This window comes from Enterobacter cloacae complex sp. IR5459 (genome assembly GCF_049238005.1).
GTDB lineage: Bacteria > Pseudomonadota > Gammaproteobacteria > Enterobacterales > Enterobacteriaceae > Enterobacter > Enterobacter hormaechei_C.
Genome location: NZ_JBMKIG010000006.1, coordinates 209,285 through 225,301, shown reverse-complemented (window position 1 = coordinate 225,301; position 16,017 = coordinate 209,285). Strand labels below are relative to the sequence as shown.

Annotated in this window: 16 protein-coding genes; 9 read left to right on the top strand and 7 right to left on the bottom strand. The window is 55.5% G+C overall.

The genetic code is table 11. From position 1 onward, the window contains the following. Positions 1–164: 164 nt before the first annotated feature. Together ACOTX4_RS14795 and ACOTX4_RS14790 are read left to right on the top strand one after the other, a co-directional pair. Positions 165–1,562: a glycoside-pentoside-hexuronide (GPH):cation symporter gene (locus tag ACOTX4_RS14795; protein WP_045330961.1), complete on the top strand. Its 1,398-nt coding sequence runs from the start codon at positions 165–167 to the stop codon at positions 1,560–1,562. Positions 1,563–1,572: 10 nt separating this feature from the next. After that, positions 1,573–2,523: a family 43 glycosylhydrolase gene (locus ACOTX4_RS14790; protein WP_045330958.1), complete on the top strand. Its 951-nt coding sequence runs from the start codon at positions 1,573–1,575 to the stop codon at positions 2,521–2,523. Between the two features lie 18 nt (positions 2,524–2,541). Here ACOTX4_RS14790 and ampE read toward each other — a convergent pair whose 3' ends face one another. Both ampE and ampD read right to left on the bottom strand, forming a co-directional pair. Continuing rightward, entirely contained in the window at positions 2,542–3,396 is an 855-nt protein-coding gene (gene ampE, locus ACOTX4_RS14785) for a beta-lactamase regulator AmpE (RefSeq protein WP_022650402.1), read from the bottom strand. Continuing rightward, positions 3,393–3,956 (bottom strand): 1,6-anhydro-N-acetylmuramyl-L-alanine amidase AmpD, encoded by a 564-nt coding sequence (gene ampD / locus ACOTX4_RS14780; protein WP_353433578.1) that lies wholly within the window; start codon positions 3,954–3,956, stop codon positions 3,393–3,395. The genes ampE and ampD overlap by 4 nt, the downstream gene beginning before the upstream one ends. 87 nt (positions 3,957–4,043) lie before the next feature. On the opposite strand from ampD, the gene nadC reads away from it, so the two are divergent. From nadC to hofC, 4 genes are all read left to right on the top strand, one after another. Continuing rightward, a complete protein-coding gene (gene nadC, locus ACOTX4_RS14775) occupies positions 4,044–4,937 on the top strand; it encodes a carboxylating nicotinate-nucleotide diphosphorylase (protein ID WP_032608506.1) in 894 nt (297 codons plus the stop codon). A gap of 173 nt (positions 4,938–5,110) precedes the next feature. Next, complete coding sequence (gene ppdD, locus ACOTX4_RS14770) at positions 5,111–5,548, top strand: prepilin peptidase-dependent pilin (RefSeq protein WP_003856324.1); 438 nt, start codon at positions 5,111–5,113, stop codon at positions 5,546–5,548. A 12-nt stretch (positions 5,549–5,560) separates the two neighbouring features. Next, the gene (gspE, locus tag ACOTX4_RS14765; RefSeq protein WP_045342614.1) at positions 5,561–6,940 is read left to right on the top strand and encodes a type II secretion system protein GspE; all 1,380 of its coding nucleotides are present in this window, start codon (positions 5,561–5,563) and stop codon (positions 6,938–6,940) included. Further along, entirely contained in the window at positions 6,930–8,114 is a 1,185-nt protein-coding gene (gene hofC, locus ACOTX4_RS14760; protein WP_048243505.1) for a protein transport protein HofC, read from the top strand. The genes gspE and hofC overlap by 11 nt, the downstream gene beginning before the upstream one ends. A gap of 33 nt (positions 8,115–8,147) precedes the next feature. On the opposite strand, the gene ACOTX4_RS14755 is transcribed toward hofC, so the two are convergent. Next, complete coding sequence (locus ACOTX4_RS14755; RefSeq protein ID WP_003856327.1) at positions 8,148–9,191, bottom strand: GMP reductase; 1,044 nt, start codon at positions 9,189–9,191, stop codon at positions 8,148–8,150. 228 nt (positions 9,192–9,419) lie between these two features. Between ACOTX4_RS14755 and coaE the strand changes: the two genes are divergently transcribed. From coaE to yacG, 3 genes are read left to right on the top strand one after another with little or no spacing between them, the layout of a single operon-like run. After that, positions 9,420–10,040, top strand: a complete 621-nt coding sequence (coaE, locus tag ACOTX4_RS14750; RefSeq protein ID WP_048243504.1) for a dephospho-CoA kinase — start codon at positions 9,420–9,422, stop codon at positions 10,038–10,040. Continuing rightward, entirely contained in the window at positions 10,040–10,783 is a 744-nt protein-coding gene (gene zapD / locus ACOTX4_RS14745) for a cell division protein ZapD (RefSeq protein WP_045342610.1), read from the top strand. The genes coaE and zapD overlap by 1 nt, the downstream gene beginning before the upstream one ends. A 9-nt stretch (positions 10,784–10,792) precedes the next feature. Then, on the top strand, positions 10,793–10,987 hold the full coding sequence (yacG, locus tag ACOTX4_RS14740) for a DNA gyrase inhibitor YacG (protein WP_003856332.1): 195 nt from the start codon (positions 10,793–10,795) through the stop codon (positions 10,985–10,987). A gap of 34 nt (positions 10,988–11,021) precedes the next feature. Here the strand turns inward: yacG and mutT are convergent, their stop codons facing one another. The 4 genes from mutT to lpxC all read right to left on the bottom strand — a co-directional run bounded on the left by mutT (position 11,022) and on the right by lpxC (position 15,937). Beyond that, positions 11,022–11,414, bottom strand: a complete 393-nt coding sequence (mutT, locus tag ACOTX4_RS14735; protein WP_003856333.1) for an 8-oxo-dGTP diphosphatase MutT — start codon at positions 11,412–11,414, stop codon at positions 11,022–11,024. A gap of 57 nt (positions 11,415–11,471) precedes the next feature. Next, positions 11,472–14,177 carry a preprotein translocase subunit SecA gene (gene secA, locus ACOTX4_RS14730; protein WP_003856335.1) on the bottom strand — a complete coding sequence of 902 codons (2,706 nt, stop codon included), beginning with the start codon at positions 14,175–14,177 and terminating at the stop codon, positions 11,472–11,474. 58 nt (positions 14,178–14,235) lie between these two features. Then, positions 14,236–14,739 carry a secA translation cis-regulator SecM gene (gene secM / locus ACOTX4_RS14725; protein ID WP_032628081.1) on the bottom strand — a complete coding sequence of 168 codons (504 nt, stop codon included), beginning with the start codon at positions 14,737–14,739 and terminating at the stop codon, positions 14,236–14,238. A gap of 280 nt (positions 14,740–15,019) precedes the next feature. Beyond that, the gene (lpxC, locus tag ACOTX4_RS14720) at positions 15,020–15,937 is read right to left on the bottom strand and encodes a UDP-3-O-acyl-N-acetylglucosamine deacetylase (RefSeq protein ID WP_003856337.1); all 918 of its coding nucleotides are present in this window, start codon (positions 15,935–15,937) and stop codon (positions 15,020–15,022) included. Positions 15,938–16,017: the final 80 nt, after the last annotated feature.

The window sequence follows — 16,017 nt, the reverse complement described above, 5'->3', positions numbered from 1 at the left end:
ATGTTTTCTCGCTGTACTCGCGGTTGCGGGTACAGCGTCTTGTTACCTTCCTCACAAATTCGCGCCAACAGCAAAATCCTCCATATCACCGCCTTTATATTGCAACGCATATATTCGTTTGCCAGCGAATAATTCTCTCCATACCGAAACCCGGAGAGCTGTCGATGAATAACAACAAACTGTCAGTAAAAGAAAAGATCGGCTATGGCATGGGTGACGCCGGATGCAACATTATCTTTGGCGCCATCATGTTATTTGTTAACTATTTTTATACGGATATTTTTGGTCTGGCTCCTGCACTGGTTGGCGTTTTACTCCTGTCCGTGCGCGTCATTGATGCCGTAACGGACCCGATCATGGGCGCGATTGCTGACCGTACCCGCAGCAAATATGGCCGGTTTCGTCCATGGCTGCTGTGGATTGCCTTCCCCTATGCGCTGTTCAGCATTCTGATGTTCACCACGCCAGAGTGGAGCTATAACAGCAAAGTTATCTATGCCTTTGTCACCTACTTCCTGCTGTCGCTGACCTATACCGCCATCAATATTCCGTACTGCTCACTCGGCGGCGTGATCACCAACGACCCGAAAGAGCGCGTTGCCTGCCAGTCCTACCGTTTTGTTATGGTTGGTATCGCCACGCTGCTGCTGTCGCTAACGCTCCTGCCAATGGCCGACTGGTTCGGTGGGGATAACAAAGCCAAAGGCTACCAGATGGCGATGACCGTGCTGGCGCTGATTGGTACCTGCATGTTCCTGTTCTGCTTCGCCACGGTGCGCGAGCGCGTGCGTCCGGCGGTGCAAACCCATGACGAACTGAAAAACGACCTGAAAGACGTGTGGAAGAACGACCAGTGGGTGCGGATCCTGCTGTTAACCCTGTGCAACGTCTGCCCAGGCTTTATCCGCATGGCGGCCACCATGTATTACGTTACCTGGGTCATGGGGCAAAGCACCCATTTCGCCACGCTGTTTATCAGCCTGGGCGTGATCGGCATGATGTTCGGCAGTATGCTGGCGAAAGTGCTGACCGACCGCTGGTGTAAGCTGAAGGTCTTCTTCTGGACCAACATCGTGCTGGCGATTTTCTCCTGCGCCTTCTACTTCTTCGACCCGAAAGCGACGACCACCATTGTCGTGCTTTACGTCCTGCTGAACATCCTGCACCAGATCCCATCCCCGCTGCACTGGTCCCTGATGGCCGACGTGGACGACTACGGTGAATGGAAAACCGGGAAACGTATCACCGGGATCAGCTTCTCCGGCAACATCTTCTTCCTGAAACTGGGTCTGGCGATTGCCGGGGCAATGGTCGGTTTCCTGCTCTCCTGGTACGGCTACGATGCGGGCGCAAAAGCGCAGAGCGCGGATGCCATCAACGGGATCGTGCTGCTCTTTACCGTCATTCCTGGCATTGGATACTTAATTACCGCGGGCGTAGTACGTCTGCTGAAAGTGGACCGTGAGACCATGAAGCAGATCCAGTCCGATCTGGAAAAGCGTCGCACCAACTATCGCGAGCTGAACGATTATCAGGAACTCAAAGCCGCTGAGACTAAATAAGGAAAGCCGAATGCAAACCTGGCCAAACCCGTTTATTGAACAACGCGCCGACCCGTATATCCTGCGTCACGATGGGCAATATTACTTTATCGCCTCCGTACCGGAGTACGATCGGCTGGCGATCCGCCGCGCGGACTCGCTGGAAGGTTTACGCGATGCCGAAGAGGTGGTTGTCTGGCGCAAGCCCGACACCGGCCCGATGAGCCAGCTGATCTGGGCACCGGAACTGCATCATATCGACGGCAGTTGGTACATCTATTTTGCCGCCACGCATACCCAGGCGCTCGATCAGCTCGGGATGTTCCAGCATCGCATGTTTGCCATTGAATGCGCAGATCGCGATCCGCTCACCGGTACGTGGGTGGAAAAAGGGCAAATCAAAACCCCGTTTGACACCTTCGCGCTGGATGCCACCACCTTTGTTCATCAGGGTAAACGCTGGTATTTGTGGGCGCAAAAAGCCCCGGATATTTCCGGTAACTCGAATCTTTACCTGTGTGAAATGGAAAATCCGTGGACGCTGAAAGGCGAGCCGGTGATGCTCAGTAAACCGGAATATGACTGGGAGTGCCGCGGGTTCTGGGTCAATGAAGGCCCGGCGGTGCTGTTCCATGGCGATAAGCTGTTTATCAGCTATTCCGCCAGCGCCACCGACGAGAACTACTGCATGGGATTACTGTGGGCAGACCTGAATGCCGATCCGCAAAACCCGGCTAACTGGCATAAATCCCCGCGCCCGGTGTTCGTCACCAGCTACGAAAACCGTCAGTATGGGCCAGGCCATAACAGCTTTACGCAGACGCCGGAAGGCGAAGATGTGCTGGTCTACCACGCGCGAAACTACACTGAAATTGAAGGCGATCCGCTTTACGATCCCAATCGCCATACTCGCCTGAAACTCATCCGCTGGAACGAAAACGGGATGCCTGAATTCGGCATCCCGCCCGCAGATACACCGTAACGGCTTCGGCGCGCTGGCTTAAACCAGCGTGCCGTAAATCGTCAGCAGCGCCACAATCACCACCACCACAAACGACGTTTTCTTCGCCATCGAGACGGCAGCCTTTGGCGTTGCGACTTTGTCCGTGTGCGGCTCACGCGCCAGCGAGAACTGTGCCAGTCGGGTTAAAACCTGATACTGCGAGGTATGGCGGTCTGCAAGGGAGACAAACCACGCGGGCAGCGCCTTTTCACCGTGACCGATGAGGGCATAGACCACGCCTACCAGACGCACCGGAAGCCAGTCGAGCACGTGCAGGATGGCATCAATGCCGGACTGTAGACGTTCATGCGGCGTAAGATAGCGGGCAAGCCAGGTCTGCCAGGCGCGCAGGAACGCGTAACCCATCAGCAATACCGGCCCCCAGGGTCCGCCCACCACGAACCAGAACAGCGGCGCCAGGTAGTAACGGAAGTTAATCCACAGCAGCGCGTTTTGCAGCTCCCGCAGAAACTCGCGTTCATCGCAGTCCGGCGGTACGCCGTGGATCATCGTCAGCTCGCTCGCCATCGCGCCGCGCGCGTGGGCATCATCCCGGGAAGCGGCTTTCAGATACGCGTGATAGTGCAAACGCACCTTGCCCGCGCCAATACACAGCACGCCGAGCAGGATCCACATCACCAGCAGCGGCACGTTGAAAAAGAGGCCGTAAAGCGAGCGCAGCAACAGGAACGTAATCACCATCACGCCTGCCGCCATCAGCAGCGTGCGCAGCATGGAAAAATGCCTGATGCGGCGGAATAACACCTCCAGCCGATGATCCAGATGCCAGTGCTCGCCGAGCTTAAACAGGCGTTCAGCGATCATAACCAGCAGCATGGTAAACAACGTCATGTTATCTCCTTATCTGACGACGTGGTAAGCATGGCGTGAAACCGGGACCAGTCAAACGCCGGGCCGGGGGCGGTTTTTCTTTCGGGGGCGATGTCGCTGTGCCCTGTAATATTGTCAGCAATGGCGGGATAGCGCCCGATTAACGTTTGCGTTACAGCAACCAGTTTCTCATATTGCGCATCGGTGTAAGGCGTGGTGTCCGTTCCTTCCAGTTCAATTCCAATGGAGAAATCATTGCACCGCTCGCGCCCCTGATACTTCGACACGCCGGCATGCCAGGCACGCTTATCAAAAGGAACATACTGAACCACTTCGCCATCACGACGGATCAGACAGTGCGCCGATACGCGCAGATGCGCAATCTCAGCAAAGAAGGGGTGGGCATCGGGATCTATCGTTCCAGTGAATAACGCATCGATCCACGGACCGCCAAACTCACCCGGCGGGAGACTAATATTGTGAACCACCAGCAGTGTGGGCTTTTCATCCTCCGGGCGGCAGTCGTGGTGCGGCGACGGTACATGCCGCGCGTCCACCAGCCATCCGTTTTCTAACAACATGCTGGAACTCCTTATCTATGGTGCTGTTACTCGGTTCAGAGTAGCATGTTTCAATATTATGATTCGTTACCAATTTGGAGTTTTATCATGCCGCCTCGCCGCTATAACCCCGACCACCGACGTGACGCGCTTCTGGAACGTATTAATAGTGATATCCCGGCAAGCGTTGCCCATGCCCTGAGAGAAGACCTCGGCGGTGACGTCAGCGCCGATAACGATATTACCGCCCAATTGTTGCCAAAAGAGACACGCTCGCATGCGGTGGTTATCACCCGTGAAGCAGGGGTTTTCTGCGGCAAACGCTGGGTTGAGGAGGTCTTTACCCAGCTGGCGGGCGACGAGGTGCAGGTAACATGGCACGTGGAGGACGGCGATGCGGTCACGGCGAATCAGCCACTGTTCGAACTGGACGGCCCGTCCCGCGTCTTGCTGACTGGTGAACGCACCGCGCTCAATTTTGTGCAAACGCTCTCTGGCGTTGCCAGTGAAGTACGCCGCTACGTTGACCTGCTGGCAGGCACCCGCACGCAGCTGCTGGATACCCGTAAAACCCTGCCGGGCCTGCGCACCGCGCTGAAATACGCGGTACTCTGCGGTGGCGGCGCCAACCATCGTCTGGGGCTATCCGATGCCTTCCTGATCAAAGAAAACCACATTATTGCCTCTGGCTCGGTGCGTCAGGCCGTGGAAAAAGCCTTCTGGCTGCATCCGGATGTGCCCGTCGAAGTGGAAGTGGAAACGCTGGAGGAGCTGGACGAGGCCATTAAAGCGGGGGCTGACATCATCATGCTCGATAACTTCGACACGGAGCAGATGCGTGAAGCGGTCAAACGCACAAACGGCCAGGCGCAGCTTGAGGTGTCCGGCAACGTGACGTTCGACACCATCCGCGAATTTGCTGAAACCGGCGTCGATTACATCTCCGTAGGCGCCCTGACCAAGCACGTCCGCGCCCTCGACCTCTCGATGCGCTTCAAATAAATTATCCCCCCTCTCCGCCCGGAGAGGGGAAATACGAAACCGCTCGCAATTACGCTGTCCTTCTCTGCAACACTGAATCATTTCCCTGAAAGCCCCTTCACGTTCACGCTTTTGCCCCTCGTTTCTGCGCGCAGTCACTGCCACAGTAGCGCCACTTAACATAAGGAGCAGACATGAACAGACAACAAGGATTTACCCTGATTGAGCTAATGGTGGTCATTGGCATTATTGCCATCCTGAGCGCGATTGGCGTCCCGGCCTATCAGAACTACCTGCGAAAAGCGGCGCTCACCGATATGCTGCAAACGTTCATCCCCTACCGCACCGCCATTGAGCTTTGCGCCCTGGATCGTGGTGGTGTGGATCGCTGCGACGCAGGCACCAATGGCATCCCCTCCCCGACAACCACACGTTACGTTTCAGCGATGAGCGTGGCGAAGGGGATCGTATCGTTAACAGGGCAGGAAAGCCTTAACGGACTTGAAGTGCTCGTGACACCGATCTGGAGCGACGGTAACGGTATGACGGGCTGGACGCGTGACTGCAAAATTGCGTCCGACACGGCGCTCAGACAAGCCTGTGAAGATGTTTTCCGCTTCGACAACAACTGACAGGAGTGGACAATGAATACCGAGCAGCTTATGACGCTCTGTCAGCGCCATCACGCACTGCTACTCGCAAGCGACACCGAGATGATCAGCATTGCGGTGGTGGGTAATCCTGCCTCTGAGCTGATGGAAGCGTTACGCTTCGCCACGCAGAAACGTATTGATATTGAGTGCTGGACGGCTGAACGGATGGAAAAAAGGCTTCAGTCCCTCTCATCATCACACCTGCCGGGCATCGCGCCAAACTCAGCCGCTGACGTGCTCAGTACAACCTTGCAGCAGGCAGTAAACCAGCGGGCTTCTGACATCCATATTGAACCGACGGAGCACGGCTACCAGATCCGTTTGCGAATCGACGGTGTTCTCTACCCGCAACCGTCGATCTCTGCCGCCCTCGGGACGACGCTTGCCGCACGCCTGAAGGTGCTGGGTCAACTGGATATTGCGGAGCGCCGCCTGCCGCAGGACGGTCAGTTTACGGTGGAGCTGGCAAGCGTCCCCGTCTCTTTTCGTATCGCAACCCTTCCCTGTAGCGGTGGAGAAAAAATCGTGCTTCGTCTGCTTCACCAGGTACAGCAGGCTCTGGAGCTTGAACAGCTGGGGATGAGCGCAGACCAGCAGGCCCGTTTTGCCGAGGCGCTTAACAGCCCTCAGGGGTTGATTCTGGTCACCGGCCCGACCGGTAGCGGGAAAACAGTGACGCTGTACAGCGCGTTACAGGCGCGAAATACACCTGACGTTAATATTTGCAGCGTGGAAGATCCCGTTGAAATCCCGCTTGCAGGCTTAAACCAGACGCAGATTAATCCGCGTGCGGGGCTGACCTTCCAGAGCGTGCTGCGCGCCCTGCTCAGGCAGGATCCTGACATCATTATGGTAGGTGAAATTCGTGACGGCGAAACGGCAGAAATTGCCATTAAGGCGGCACAAACCGGGCATCTGGTGCTGTCCACCCTCCATACTAATTCGACGACTGAAACGCTGGTACGGCTGCAACAGATGGGTGTCGCGCGCTGGATGATCTCTTCGGCGCTCTCGATGGTGATTGCCCAGCGGCTGGTGCGCCGTTTATGCCCGTACTGCCGACAGGAAGCCAGCCGCCACACCGAATTACCCCGCACGCTGTGGCCCCGGCCGCTTCCTCGCTGGCAACCCACCGGCTGCGATCGCTGCTACCACGGTTTTTATGGTCGCGTAGCCATTTTTGAAGTGCTCGTCATCGACGACACGCTGCGGCAGGCCATCGCCAGCGGAGCAAGCACGGAGGTGATTGGGTCCAGCGCTCGTCAGGCGGGAATGACCTCTTTGTTTGAGCATGGCTGCATGGCCGTAGAGCAAGGGCTGACTACGCTCGAAGAGTTGTTGCGCGTCCTGGGAATGCCAGATGGCTGCTAATTCGCTCTGGCGCTGGCGTGCCCTGACCACCGAGGGGGAGGTGCAAACCGGCACCCTCTGGGCCATCGACCGTAACGCAGCTTACACGGCTCTGGTGCTTAAACAGCTGCACCCGCTGGCGCTAAAACGCTGCCAGCAGCGCCACCGATGGCAGGTGCAGCACTGCTACGATATTTTTCGCCAGCTCGCCACGCTGCTACAGGCCGGACTCACGCTGTCCCAAAGCCTGCACATGCTGGCGGAACAGCATCCTTTGCAGCACTGGCAGGCGCTGCTGCACAGTCTTGCTGATGACCTGAGCGAAGGTTTCGCTCTGTCAGAGGCCATGAAGAAATGGCCAGAGGTGTTTAGCCCCCTTTATGTCTCGATGGTGAAGACGGGTGAACTGACGGGTAAGCTCGAAGCCTGCTGCCGTCAGCTTGCGCAGCAACAAAAATCCCAGCAGCAGCTCAGTGCAAAGGTGAAGAAAGCGCTGCGCTATCCGCTGATCATCCTGACGCTGGCCGTTTTCGTGGTGCTGGCGATGGTCACGCTGGTTTTGCCTGAGTTTGCTGCAATCTACAAAACGTTCAACACCCCGCTCCCTTTGCTCACGCAGGCAGTCATGGGGCTGGCGGCCTTGGTTCAGGCGCATATCCTCACCCTTTTGGCCCTGCTCGTGGCAATGGTTGTCATCGCCTGTAAGCTGCGGCGGCATCCGCGCTGGCAGTACGTCCTGTTACATGTACCGGTGATGGGCACGCTGATGCGCGGGCAAAAACTGGGGCAAATTTTTACCGTGCTGTCATTAACCCAGCAGGCCGGAATTGCCTTTTTACAAGGACTGGAGAGTGTGGAGGAGACCGTTGAGTGTGGCTACTGGCAGGAGAAACTCCGTGAGATACGCAGCGATATCGAACAGGGGATGCCCGTGTGGTGCTCCTTCCAGAAGGCCTCTGTTTTTACGCCAATGTGTATTCAGCTCATTCGCACCGGAGAAGTGTCGGGTTCACTGGATGTCATGCTGATGAATCTGGCCCGCCATCATACGGAACAGACATTTCAGCAGGCAGACAATCTGGCGGCGCTTCTTGAGCCTTTGCTACTGGTCGTGACAGGTCTGATTATTGGCACGCTGGTGGTGGCAATGTATCTGCCGATTTTCCATCTGGGGGATGCAATGAGCGCGGGGTAACGCTGGCGCACGGACGCGCGCCAGCCGTAGCCGTCAGAGGCTATTGAAAACGCGGTTTTCCTGCTCCTGAACGCGGATAAACGTCGTGCGTTTAGTCAGCTCTTTCAGGCGGGAAGCCCCAACGTAGGTGCAGGCAGAACGCAGTCCGCCGAGGATATCGCGCGCCGTGTTTTCGACCGGACCACGCAGTGGTAGCTTAACGGTTTTGCCTTCCGCCGCACGGTATTTCGCGACACCACCCACGTGACGGGTCATCGCGGATTCAGAGCTCATTCCGTAGAATAGCATGAATTTCTCGCCGTTCTCTTCCACCACGGTACCGCCGCTCTCTTCGTGGCCTGCCAGCATGCCGCCGAGCATCACGAAATCCGCGCCGCCGCCGAAGGCTTTCGCGACATCGCCTGGCATGGTGCAGCCACCGTCGCTGATGATCTGGCCGCCCAGACCGTGCGCAGCGTCAGCGCATTCAATTACCGCAGACAGCTGCGGATAACCCACACCGGTTTTCACGCGCGTGGTGCAAACGGAGCCCGGGCCAATGCCTACTTTCACAATGTCGGCTCCGGAGAGGATCAGCTCTTCACACATTTCACCGGTCACCACATTGCCCGCGATGATGGTTTTGGTTGGCCAGGCTTCACGCGCCTTGCTGACGAACTGGACGAAATGTTCGGAATAACCATTTGCCACGTCAATGCAGACAAAATTCAGCGCCGGATTGGCGTTCAGGATCTGTTTGGTTTTCTCGAAATCTGCATCAGACGTACCGGTCGAGACCATCACATGCTTCACCACTTCAGCCGAGGCGGAGGCGACAAACGCATCCCACTCTTCAGCGCTGTAGTGTTTGTGTACCGCAGTAAGGATGTCGAATTGCGCCAGTGCGGTCGCCATCTCGAAGGTCCCGACGGTGTCCATGTTGGCCGCGATAATCGGCACGCCAGACCACGTCTGACCGGAATGCTTAAAGGTGAATTGACGTTCGAGTTCAACGTCTGAGCGACTTTTCAGTGTAGAGCGTTTAGGGCGGATAAGAACGTCTTTGAAACCTAACTTCAGATCTTCTTCGATACGCATGTGCGGATTCCTGGGGTTAGAGGCAAATATATTAAAAGCACAACTCCAGTGACGCTATCATACGCACTAATACCTGCTCCGCAAGACTGCGAAATTCTCTTTTTTTACGCTACAATCCTATAAATTTACCTGGTAAAAAGCGGGTAAAGAGAGCTAAACATTGGCTGTTGTAAGTTTGAATTTTAAGCAACTGATTTTAAAACTGAATAATTCCCAGGATCTGATTTAATGGGGTATATCGTCGCATTAACCGGCGGCATCGGTAGTGGTAAAAGCACCGTTGCGCACGCGTTTGCTCGTCTCGGCATCACGATTATCGACGCCGATATCATTGCCCGTCATGTGGTAGAACCCAATACACCCGCCTTAAACGTCATCGAAGCGCATTTTGGTCGCCGTGTGATACAGGCTGACGGCACCCTGAATCGTCGGCAGCTGCGTGAGTGCATATTTTCCGATCCAGCGGAAAAAGCCTGGCTTAATGCCCTGCTCCACCCCATTATCCACCAGGAAACTCAGCGTCAAATTGCCGCAGCCCGTTCGCCCTATGTGTTGTGGGTCGTCCCGTTACTGGTGGAAAATCAGCTTCAGAATAAAGCAGACAGAACGCTGGTGATTGACGTTTCCCGCGAAACGCAAATCCAGAGAACCATGGCGCGTGACCATGTTTCACGCGAACATGCTGAACAAATTCTTGCCGCACAGGCCACGCGCGAAGCGCGCCTCGCCGTTGCGGATGATGTTATTGATAATAACGGCGCACCAGATGCCATTGCATCGGATGTTGCTCGTCTGCACGCGCAGTATCTGACCTTCGCCGCGCAGGCCGTTGCACAGGAAAAACCATAATGTCGACTCATATCCTTTTTGAGCACCCGCTTAACGAAAAAATGCGTACCTGGCTACGCATAGAATTTCTTATTCAACAGCTTTCACAACATCTGCCTGTCGACGATCACGCCACCGCGCTGCATTTTTTCCGCAACGTGGGCGATCTGCTGGATGTGATTGAACGCGGTGACGTCCGCACTGAGCTGTTGAAAGAGCTGGAGCGCCAGCAGCGTAAATTACAGGCCTGGGCCGAAGTACCGGGCGTGGATCAAAGTCGAATTGACGCTTTACGCCAGCAGCTGAAAAACAGCAGCACGACGCTGATGGCCGCGCCGCGCGTTGGCCAGTTTTTACGAGAGGATCGTCTGATTGCGCTGGTGCGCCAGCGCCTGAGCATACCGGGCGGTTGCTGTAGCTTTGACCTGCCAACGCTGCATATGTGGTTGCACATGCCGCAGGAACAGCGCGATCGCCAGGTGAACAGCTGGCTGGGCAGCCTGGAGCCGATGAATCAGACGTTATCCTTGATCCTCGATCTTGTGCGTAACTCTGCCCCGTTCCGCAAACAAACCAGTCTCAACGGTTTCTATCAGGATAACGGCGACGACGCCGATCTTCTGCGCCTGAATCTGTCTCTTAGCGAGCAGCTTTACCCGCAAATTTCCGGACATAAAAGCCGTTTCGCGATCCGCTTTATGCCGCTGGACAGTGAACATGGCACCGTGCCGGAACGCCTCGATTTTGAACTGGCCTGTTGTTAAGGAGTGCCGATGTCTGACGTAACCACCGTAAACTGCCCAACCTGTGGGAAAACTGTCGTCTGGGGAGAAGTGAGTCCATTTCGCCCATTCTGCTGCAAGCGCTGTCAGCTTATAGACCTGGGCGAATGGGCGGCGGAAGAGAAACGCATTCCGAGCGAAGGCGATCTCTCGGATAGCGATGACTGGAGCGAAAACCAGCAGTAACGTTCAAAGCCTGCTGGCGCTTCGCTTAGCAGGCCTACGGTTGTGCAACCAGCCGGAGGATCACAGGCTCATTGGCGGGCGGGAATTTTTCCGCATCGCTGGCCTGAAGCTCAATCCAGTTACCCGGCTGCCCCTCTTTACCCCACGGTTCACCTTCCCAGCTTTCCACCAGCCAGAACCACAGCGTGATGTGACGATCCGGAAACTGGTACTCCAGCTTATCGAACAGCGTTGCGCCAAGCGGGGTGATCCCCACCTCTTCCTGAAGCTCACGCACCAGCGCCTGCTCCGGCGTTTCACCTGATTCGATTTTCCCGCCGGGGAATTCCCATTTGTTGGCCATGTGCGCATCGGCGGCACGTTGGGTAATGAAGATCTGGTTTTGCGGGTTGCGAATGATCCCGACAGCAATTTGCAGTGTTTTCATCATGTCACTTCCATAAAAAAGGCGCAGATATCTGCGCCTTTTCAGTTTGTTATGTTCTTAGCTCAGACGGCCGTGGCACGCCTTGTATTTTTTGCCGGAACCGCATGGGCACGGATCGTTACGACCAACTTTACGATCGCCCGTCTGCGCTGCGATTGCTGCTGCGGCTTCGCTCTCATCGGTCTGATGGCTCAACTGCTGCATCTGTGCCAGACGCTCAGCTTCTTCACGACGCTGCTGCTCCATCGCTTCCACTTCTTCCGGCATACGCACCTGAACTTTGCTCAGGGTGCTGATAACTTCATACTTCAGCGACTCCAGCATGGCGGCAAACATGGAGAAGGATTCACGCTTGTACTCCTGCTTCGGATCTTTCTGCGCATAACCTCGCAGGTGGATACCCTGACGCAGGTAGTCCATTGCCGCCAGGTGCTCTTTCCACAGGGAGTCCAGGGTCTGCAACATTACGCCTTTCTCGAAGTGACGCATCATCTCTGCGCCAACCACTTCTTCCTTACGCTTGTAGACGTCCAGCGCGGTTTCGTAGATACGCTCGCGCAGGGTCTCTTCGTGCAGCTCAGGCTCTTTGTCCAGCCACTCTTTGATTGGCAGTTCGAGATCGAAGTCGTTTTTCAGACGTTCCTGCAAGCCTTCGATATCCCACATTTCTTCCAGAGACTGCGGTGGAATATGGGCGTCGATAGTGGCTTTAAACACATCTTCGCGAATGCTGTTGATGGTTTCGCTCACGTCGGACACGTCCAGCAGTTCGTTACGCTGGGTGTAGATCGCACGACGCTGGTCGTTGGCAACGTCATCATATTCCAGCAGCTGCTTACGAATATCGAAGTTGCGGCTTTCCACTTTACGCTGGGCGTTGGCAATCGCTTTGGTAACCCACGGGTGCTCGATCGCTTCGCCAGGTTTCATGCCCAGTTTACGCATCATGCCGGACACACGGTCAGAGGCGAAAATACGCATCAGCGCATCTTCCATAGACAGATAGAAGCGGGAAGAACCGGCATCACCCTGACGACCCGCACGACCGCGCAGCTGGTTATCGATACGACGAGATTCGTGACGCTCGGTACCAATGATGTGCAGACCACCGGATGCCAGCACCGCGTCGTGACGCACTTGCCAGTCGGCTTTGATCTGCGCGATTTGCTCTGGGGTTGGGTTTTCCAGCTCCGCCACTTCGGCCTGCCAGCTACCGCCGAGCATAATATCGGTACCACGACCCGCCATGTTGGTGGCGATGGTTACGGCTGCCGGGTAACCCGCCTGCGCAACGATATCTGCTTCTTTAGCGTGGAACTTGGCGTTCAGAACGTTGTGTTTGATGCCTGCTTTAGTCAGCTCGTTAGACACCACTTCGGACTTCTCGATGGAGATGGTCCCCACCAGTACCGGCTGGCCCTTCGCGGTACGTTCGCGAATATCTTCGATGATCGCCTGAATTTTTTCCGCTTCAGTCATGTATACCAGGTCCGGCATATCCTTACGGATCATCGGACGGTTGGTAGGTACTACCACGGTATCCAGCTTATAGATGGAGCTAAACTCAAACGCTTCGGTATCTGCGGTACCGGTCATCCCCGCCAGCTTCTCGTACAGACGGAAGTAGTTCTGGAAGGTGATGGATGCCAGCGTCTGGTTTTCGTTCTGAATATCCACGCCTTCTTTGGCTTCCACGGCCTGGTGCAGGCCATCGGACCAGCGACGTCCCTGCATGGTACGGCCGGTGTGTTCATCGACGATGATGACTTCCCCGTCTTTAACGATGTAGTCAACGTCGCGGGTGAACAGCGCGTGCGCGCGCAGTGCAGCCGTTACGTGGTGCATCAGCATGATGTTGCTCGGGGAGTACAGAGACTCGCCCTCTTCCATAATGCCTTCAGCAACCAGCAGCTCTTCGATTTTCACCAGGCCGCGTTCGGTCAGGTTGACCTGACGCGCTTTTTCATCCACGGAGAAGTGACCTTCACCCTGGAAGGTATCGGAGTCTTCTTTCTCCTGACGCAGCAGGTGAGGAATGATTTTGTCGACTTTACGGTACATCTCGGAGCTGTCTTCGGCAGGGCCGGAGATGATCAGCGGGGTACGCGCTTCATCGATCAGAATGGAGTCAACCTCATCCACCAGCGCATAGTGCAGTTTACGCTGGACGCGCTCTTCCGGGCTGAACGCCATGTTGTCACGCAGGTAGTCGAAGCCGTATTCGTTGTTGGTGCCGTAAGTGATGTCCGCGTTGTAGGCTTCACGCTTGGCAGGTGCCGGCAGGCCGGACATGTTAATGCCCACGGTCATGCCGAGGAATTCGAACAGTGGACGGTTGTTTTCGGCGTCGCGCTGCGCCAGATAGTCGTTGACGGTAACAACGTGAACACCCTTACCCGTCAGCGCATTCAGGTAAGCCGGCAGCGTTGCGGTCAGGGTTTTACCTTCACCGGTACGCATTTCCGCGATGCAGCGCTCGTTGAGCACCATCCCGCCCAGCAGCTGCACGTCGAAGTGACGCATGCCGAACACGCGTTTACTGGCCTCACGTACTACGGCAAAGGCTTCCGGGATCAGGCTTTCTAAGGTTTCGCCTTTCTCCAGACGCGCACGGAACTCCGCGGTTTTCGCTTTCAGCTCATCATCAGAGAGCTTCTCCATCGCCGGTTCCATACCGTTGATGACGTTCACAGCTTTGCGCATGCGGCGCAGGGTACGATCGTTACGACTACCAAAAACTTTGGTTAACAATTTGATTAGCATAATAAATTCTCAAACGCCCCAGTCGGGCAGATAAATTAAGGTATTGAAAAAGGTTAATTTAGCTGAGGCGTTGAGGCCCGGCACGGATGCCGTGAACCTGGCTAATCCATGTCGAAACAGAGAAGGATGCAGGGGAAACAAAATCCGTTTTCGCCGTCTGATTCACGGTCACTGGCGGCTGGTTGTCCTGCGTCAGAAGCGCATTAAGCGTATCGAGCAGGGCAAGATGCTGAGCCTGGACCGGCAGCGTTTCTTCCGCAACAGGCATCGTCTGCGGCGCCATCGCGAACGACAGATGGCGGATAACCGTGCGAATCGCGTGCTGCTGCCAGTAATCAACGGAGAAATTGGGACGACGGCTGGCTTCAAGCCATGCGAGATTAGTGAAGTTAACCCGTGTGGTGAGATCGTGTTTGGTCGTCGTGGAACGTGCTGGCGTTGCCGCGTCTGCGCTGTTGCTGAGCACAGGCAAGCCGAGACTCGCCGCGACCATCCCCAATAAGAGATGCGGCCAGAAGTAACGTCTGCCAAATTGTCGCCAGCGCGTCAGTATTCCGCTCACTTGCTCCACCACGTTCGCCCGCCAGTGCAGGCTGAGTTTAGTTATTCTTTTTTAGCGCCCAGATATTACCACTAAAGCCAATACACGGCAGCAGGAATGACACCTTGCAGCAGGTAAAAACGGTCAATAATGCAGCGAACACACCGTTATTCGGCACCCGACACAGGCCAGGGGTGAAAGGGACAAATTAAAGAAGGGCAGAAATAAAAACGACTGGCTTCCCTGGTCGGAGAGAGTACCAGGTGAACCAGTCGCTTTTCTTACGAAACGGGTTTAACCGTTACGCCAGGACCATAGTCGGTGCTTTGAACGCCAGCGGCAGTTCAGCTTCGTCTTCGAAGGTCACATATTCCCAGGCTTCCTGTTTTGCCAGGACGGCCTGCAACAGTTTGTTGTTCAGTGCATGACCGGATTTAAACGCGGTAAAGGCACCAATGATGTTGTGACCACACATGAAGAGGTCGCCGATCGCGTCCAGCATTTTGTGACGAACAAATTCATCTTCAAAACGCAGGCCGTCTTCGTTCAGTACGCGATAATCGTCAACAACGATGGCACAATCGAAGCTGCCGCCCAGGCACAGGCCGCGGGATTGCAGATATTCGATATCACGCATAAAGCCGAAGGTACGTGCTCGGCTGATCTGGCGCATGAACGCATCCGCAGAGAAGTTCATCGCATAGCGCTGGGTGCTGGAGTCAATCGCCGGATGGTTAAAATCGATGGTGAAGTCCAACGAAAAACCATTGTACGGTTTGAATTCAGCCCATTTGTCGCCATCTTCGACGCGAACGGTCTCTTTAATGCGAACAAATTTCTTCGCGCAGTTCAGTTCTTCGATGCCGGCATCCAGCAACAAATAAACGAACGGAGCAGCACTCCCGTCCATGATCGGGATTTCTGGCGCATCGACTTCAACCATAATGTTGTCGATACCCAGACCCGCCAGGGCGGCGTTCAGGTGCTCTACGGTAGAAATCCGCACGTCATGCTCGTTCACCAGACAAGTACAGAGCATAGTATCACGCACAGATTTGGCATCGGCCGGAAAATCTACCGGTGGATTCAAGTCGGTGCGACGATAGATGACCCCGGTATTGGCCGGCGCAGGGCGTAACGTCAGTGTGACTTTCTTGCCGGTATGTAAACCGACACCCGTCGCCTGAACGATACGTTTAAGTGTCCTTTGTTTGATCATCGTATAATCTCGCCAAATTAACTATCCAACCGAGAGTGTATATCACTAACGGTGGGCCAGTTTAGCACAAAGAGCGCAAA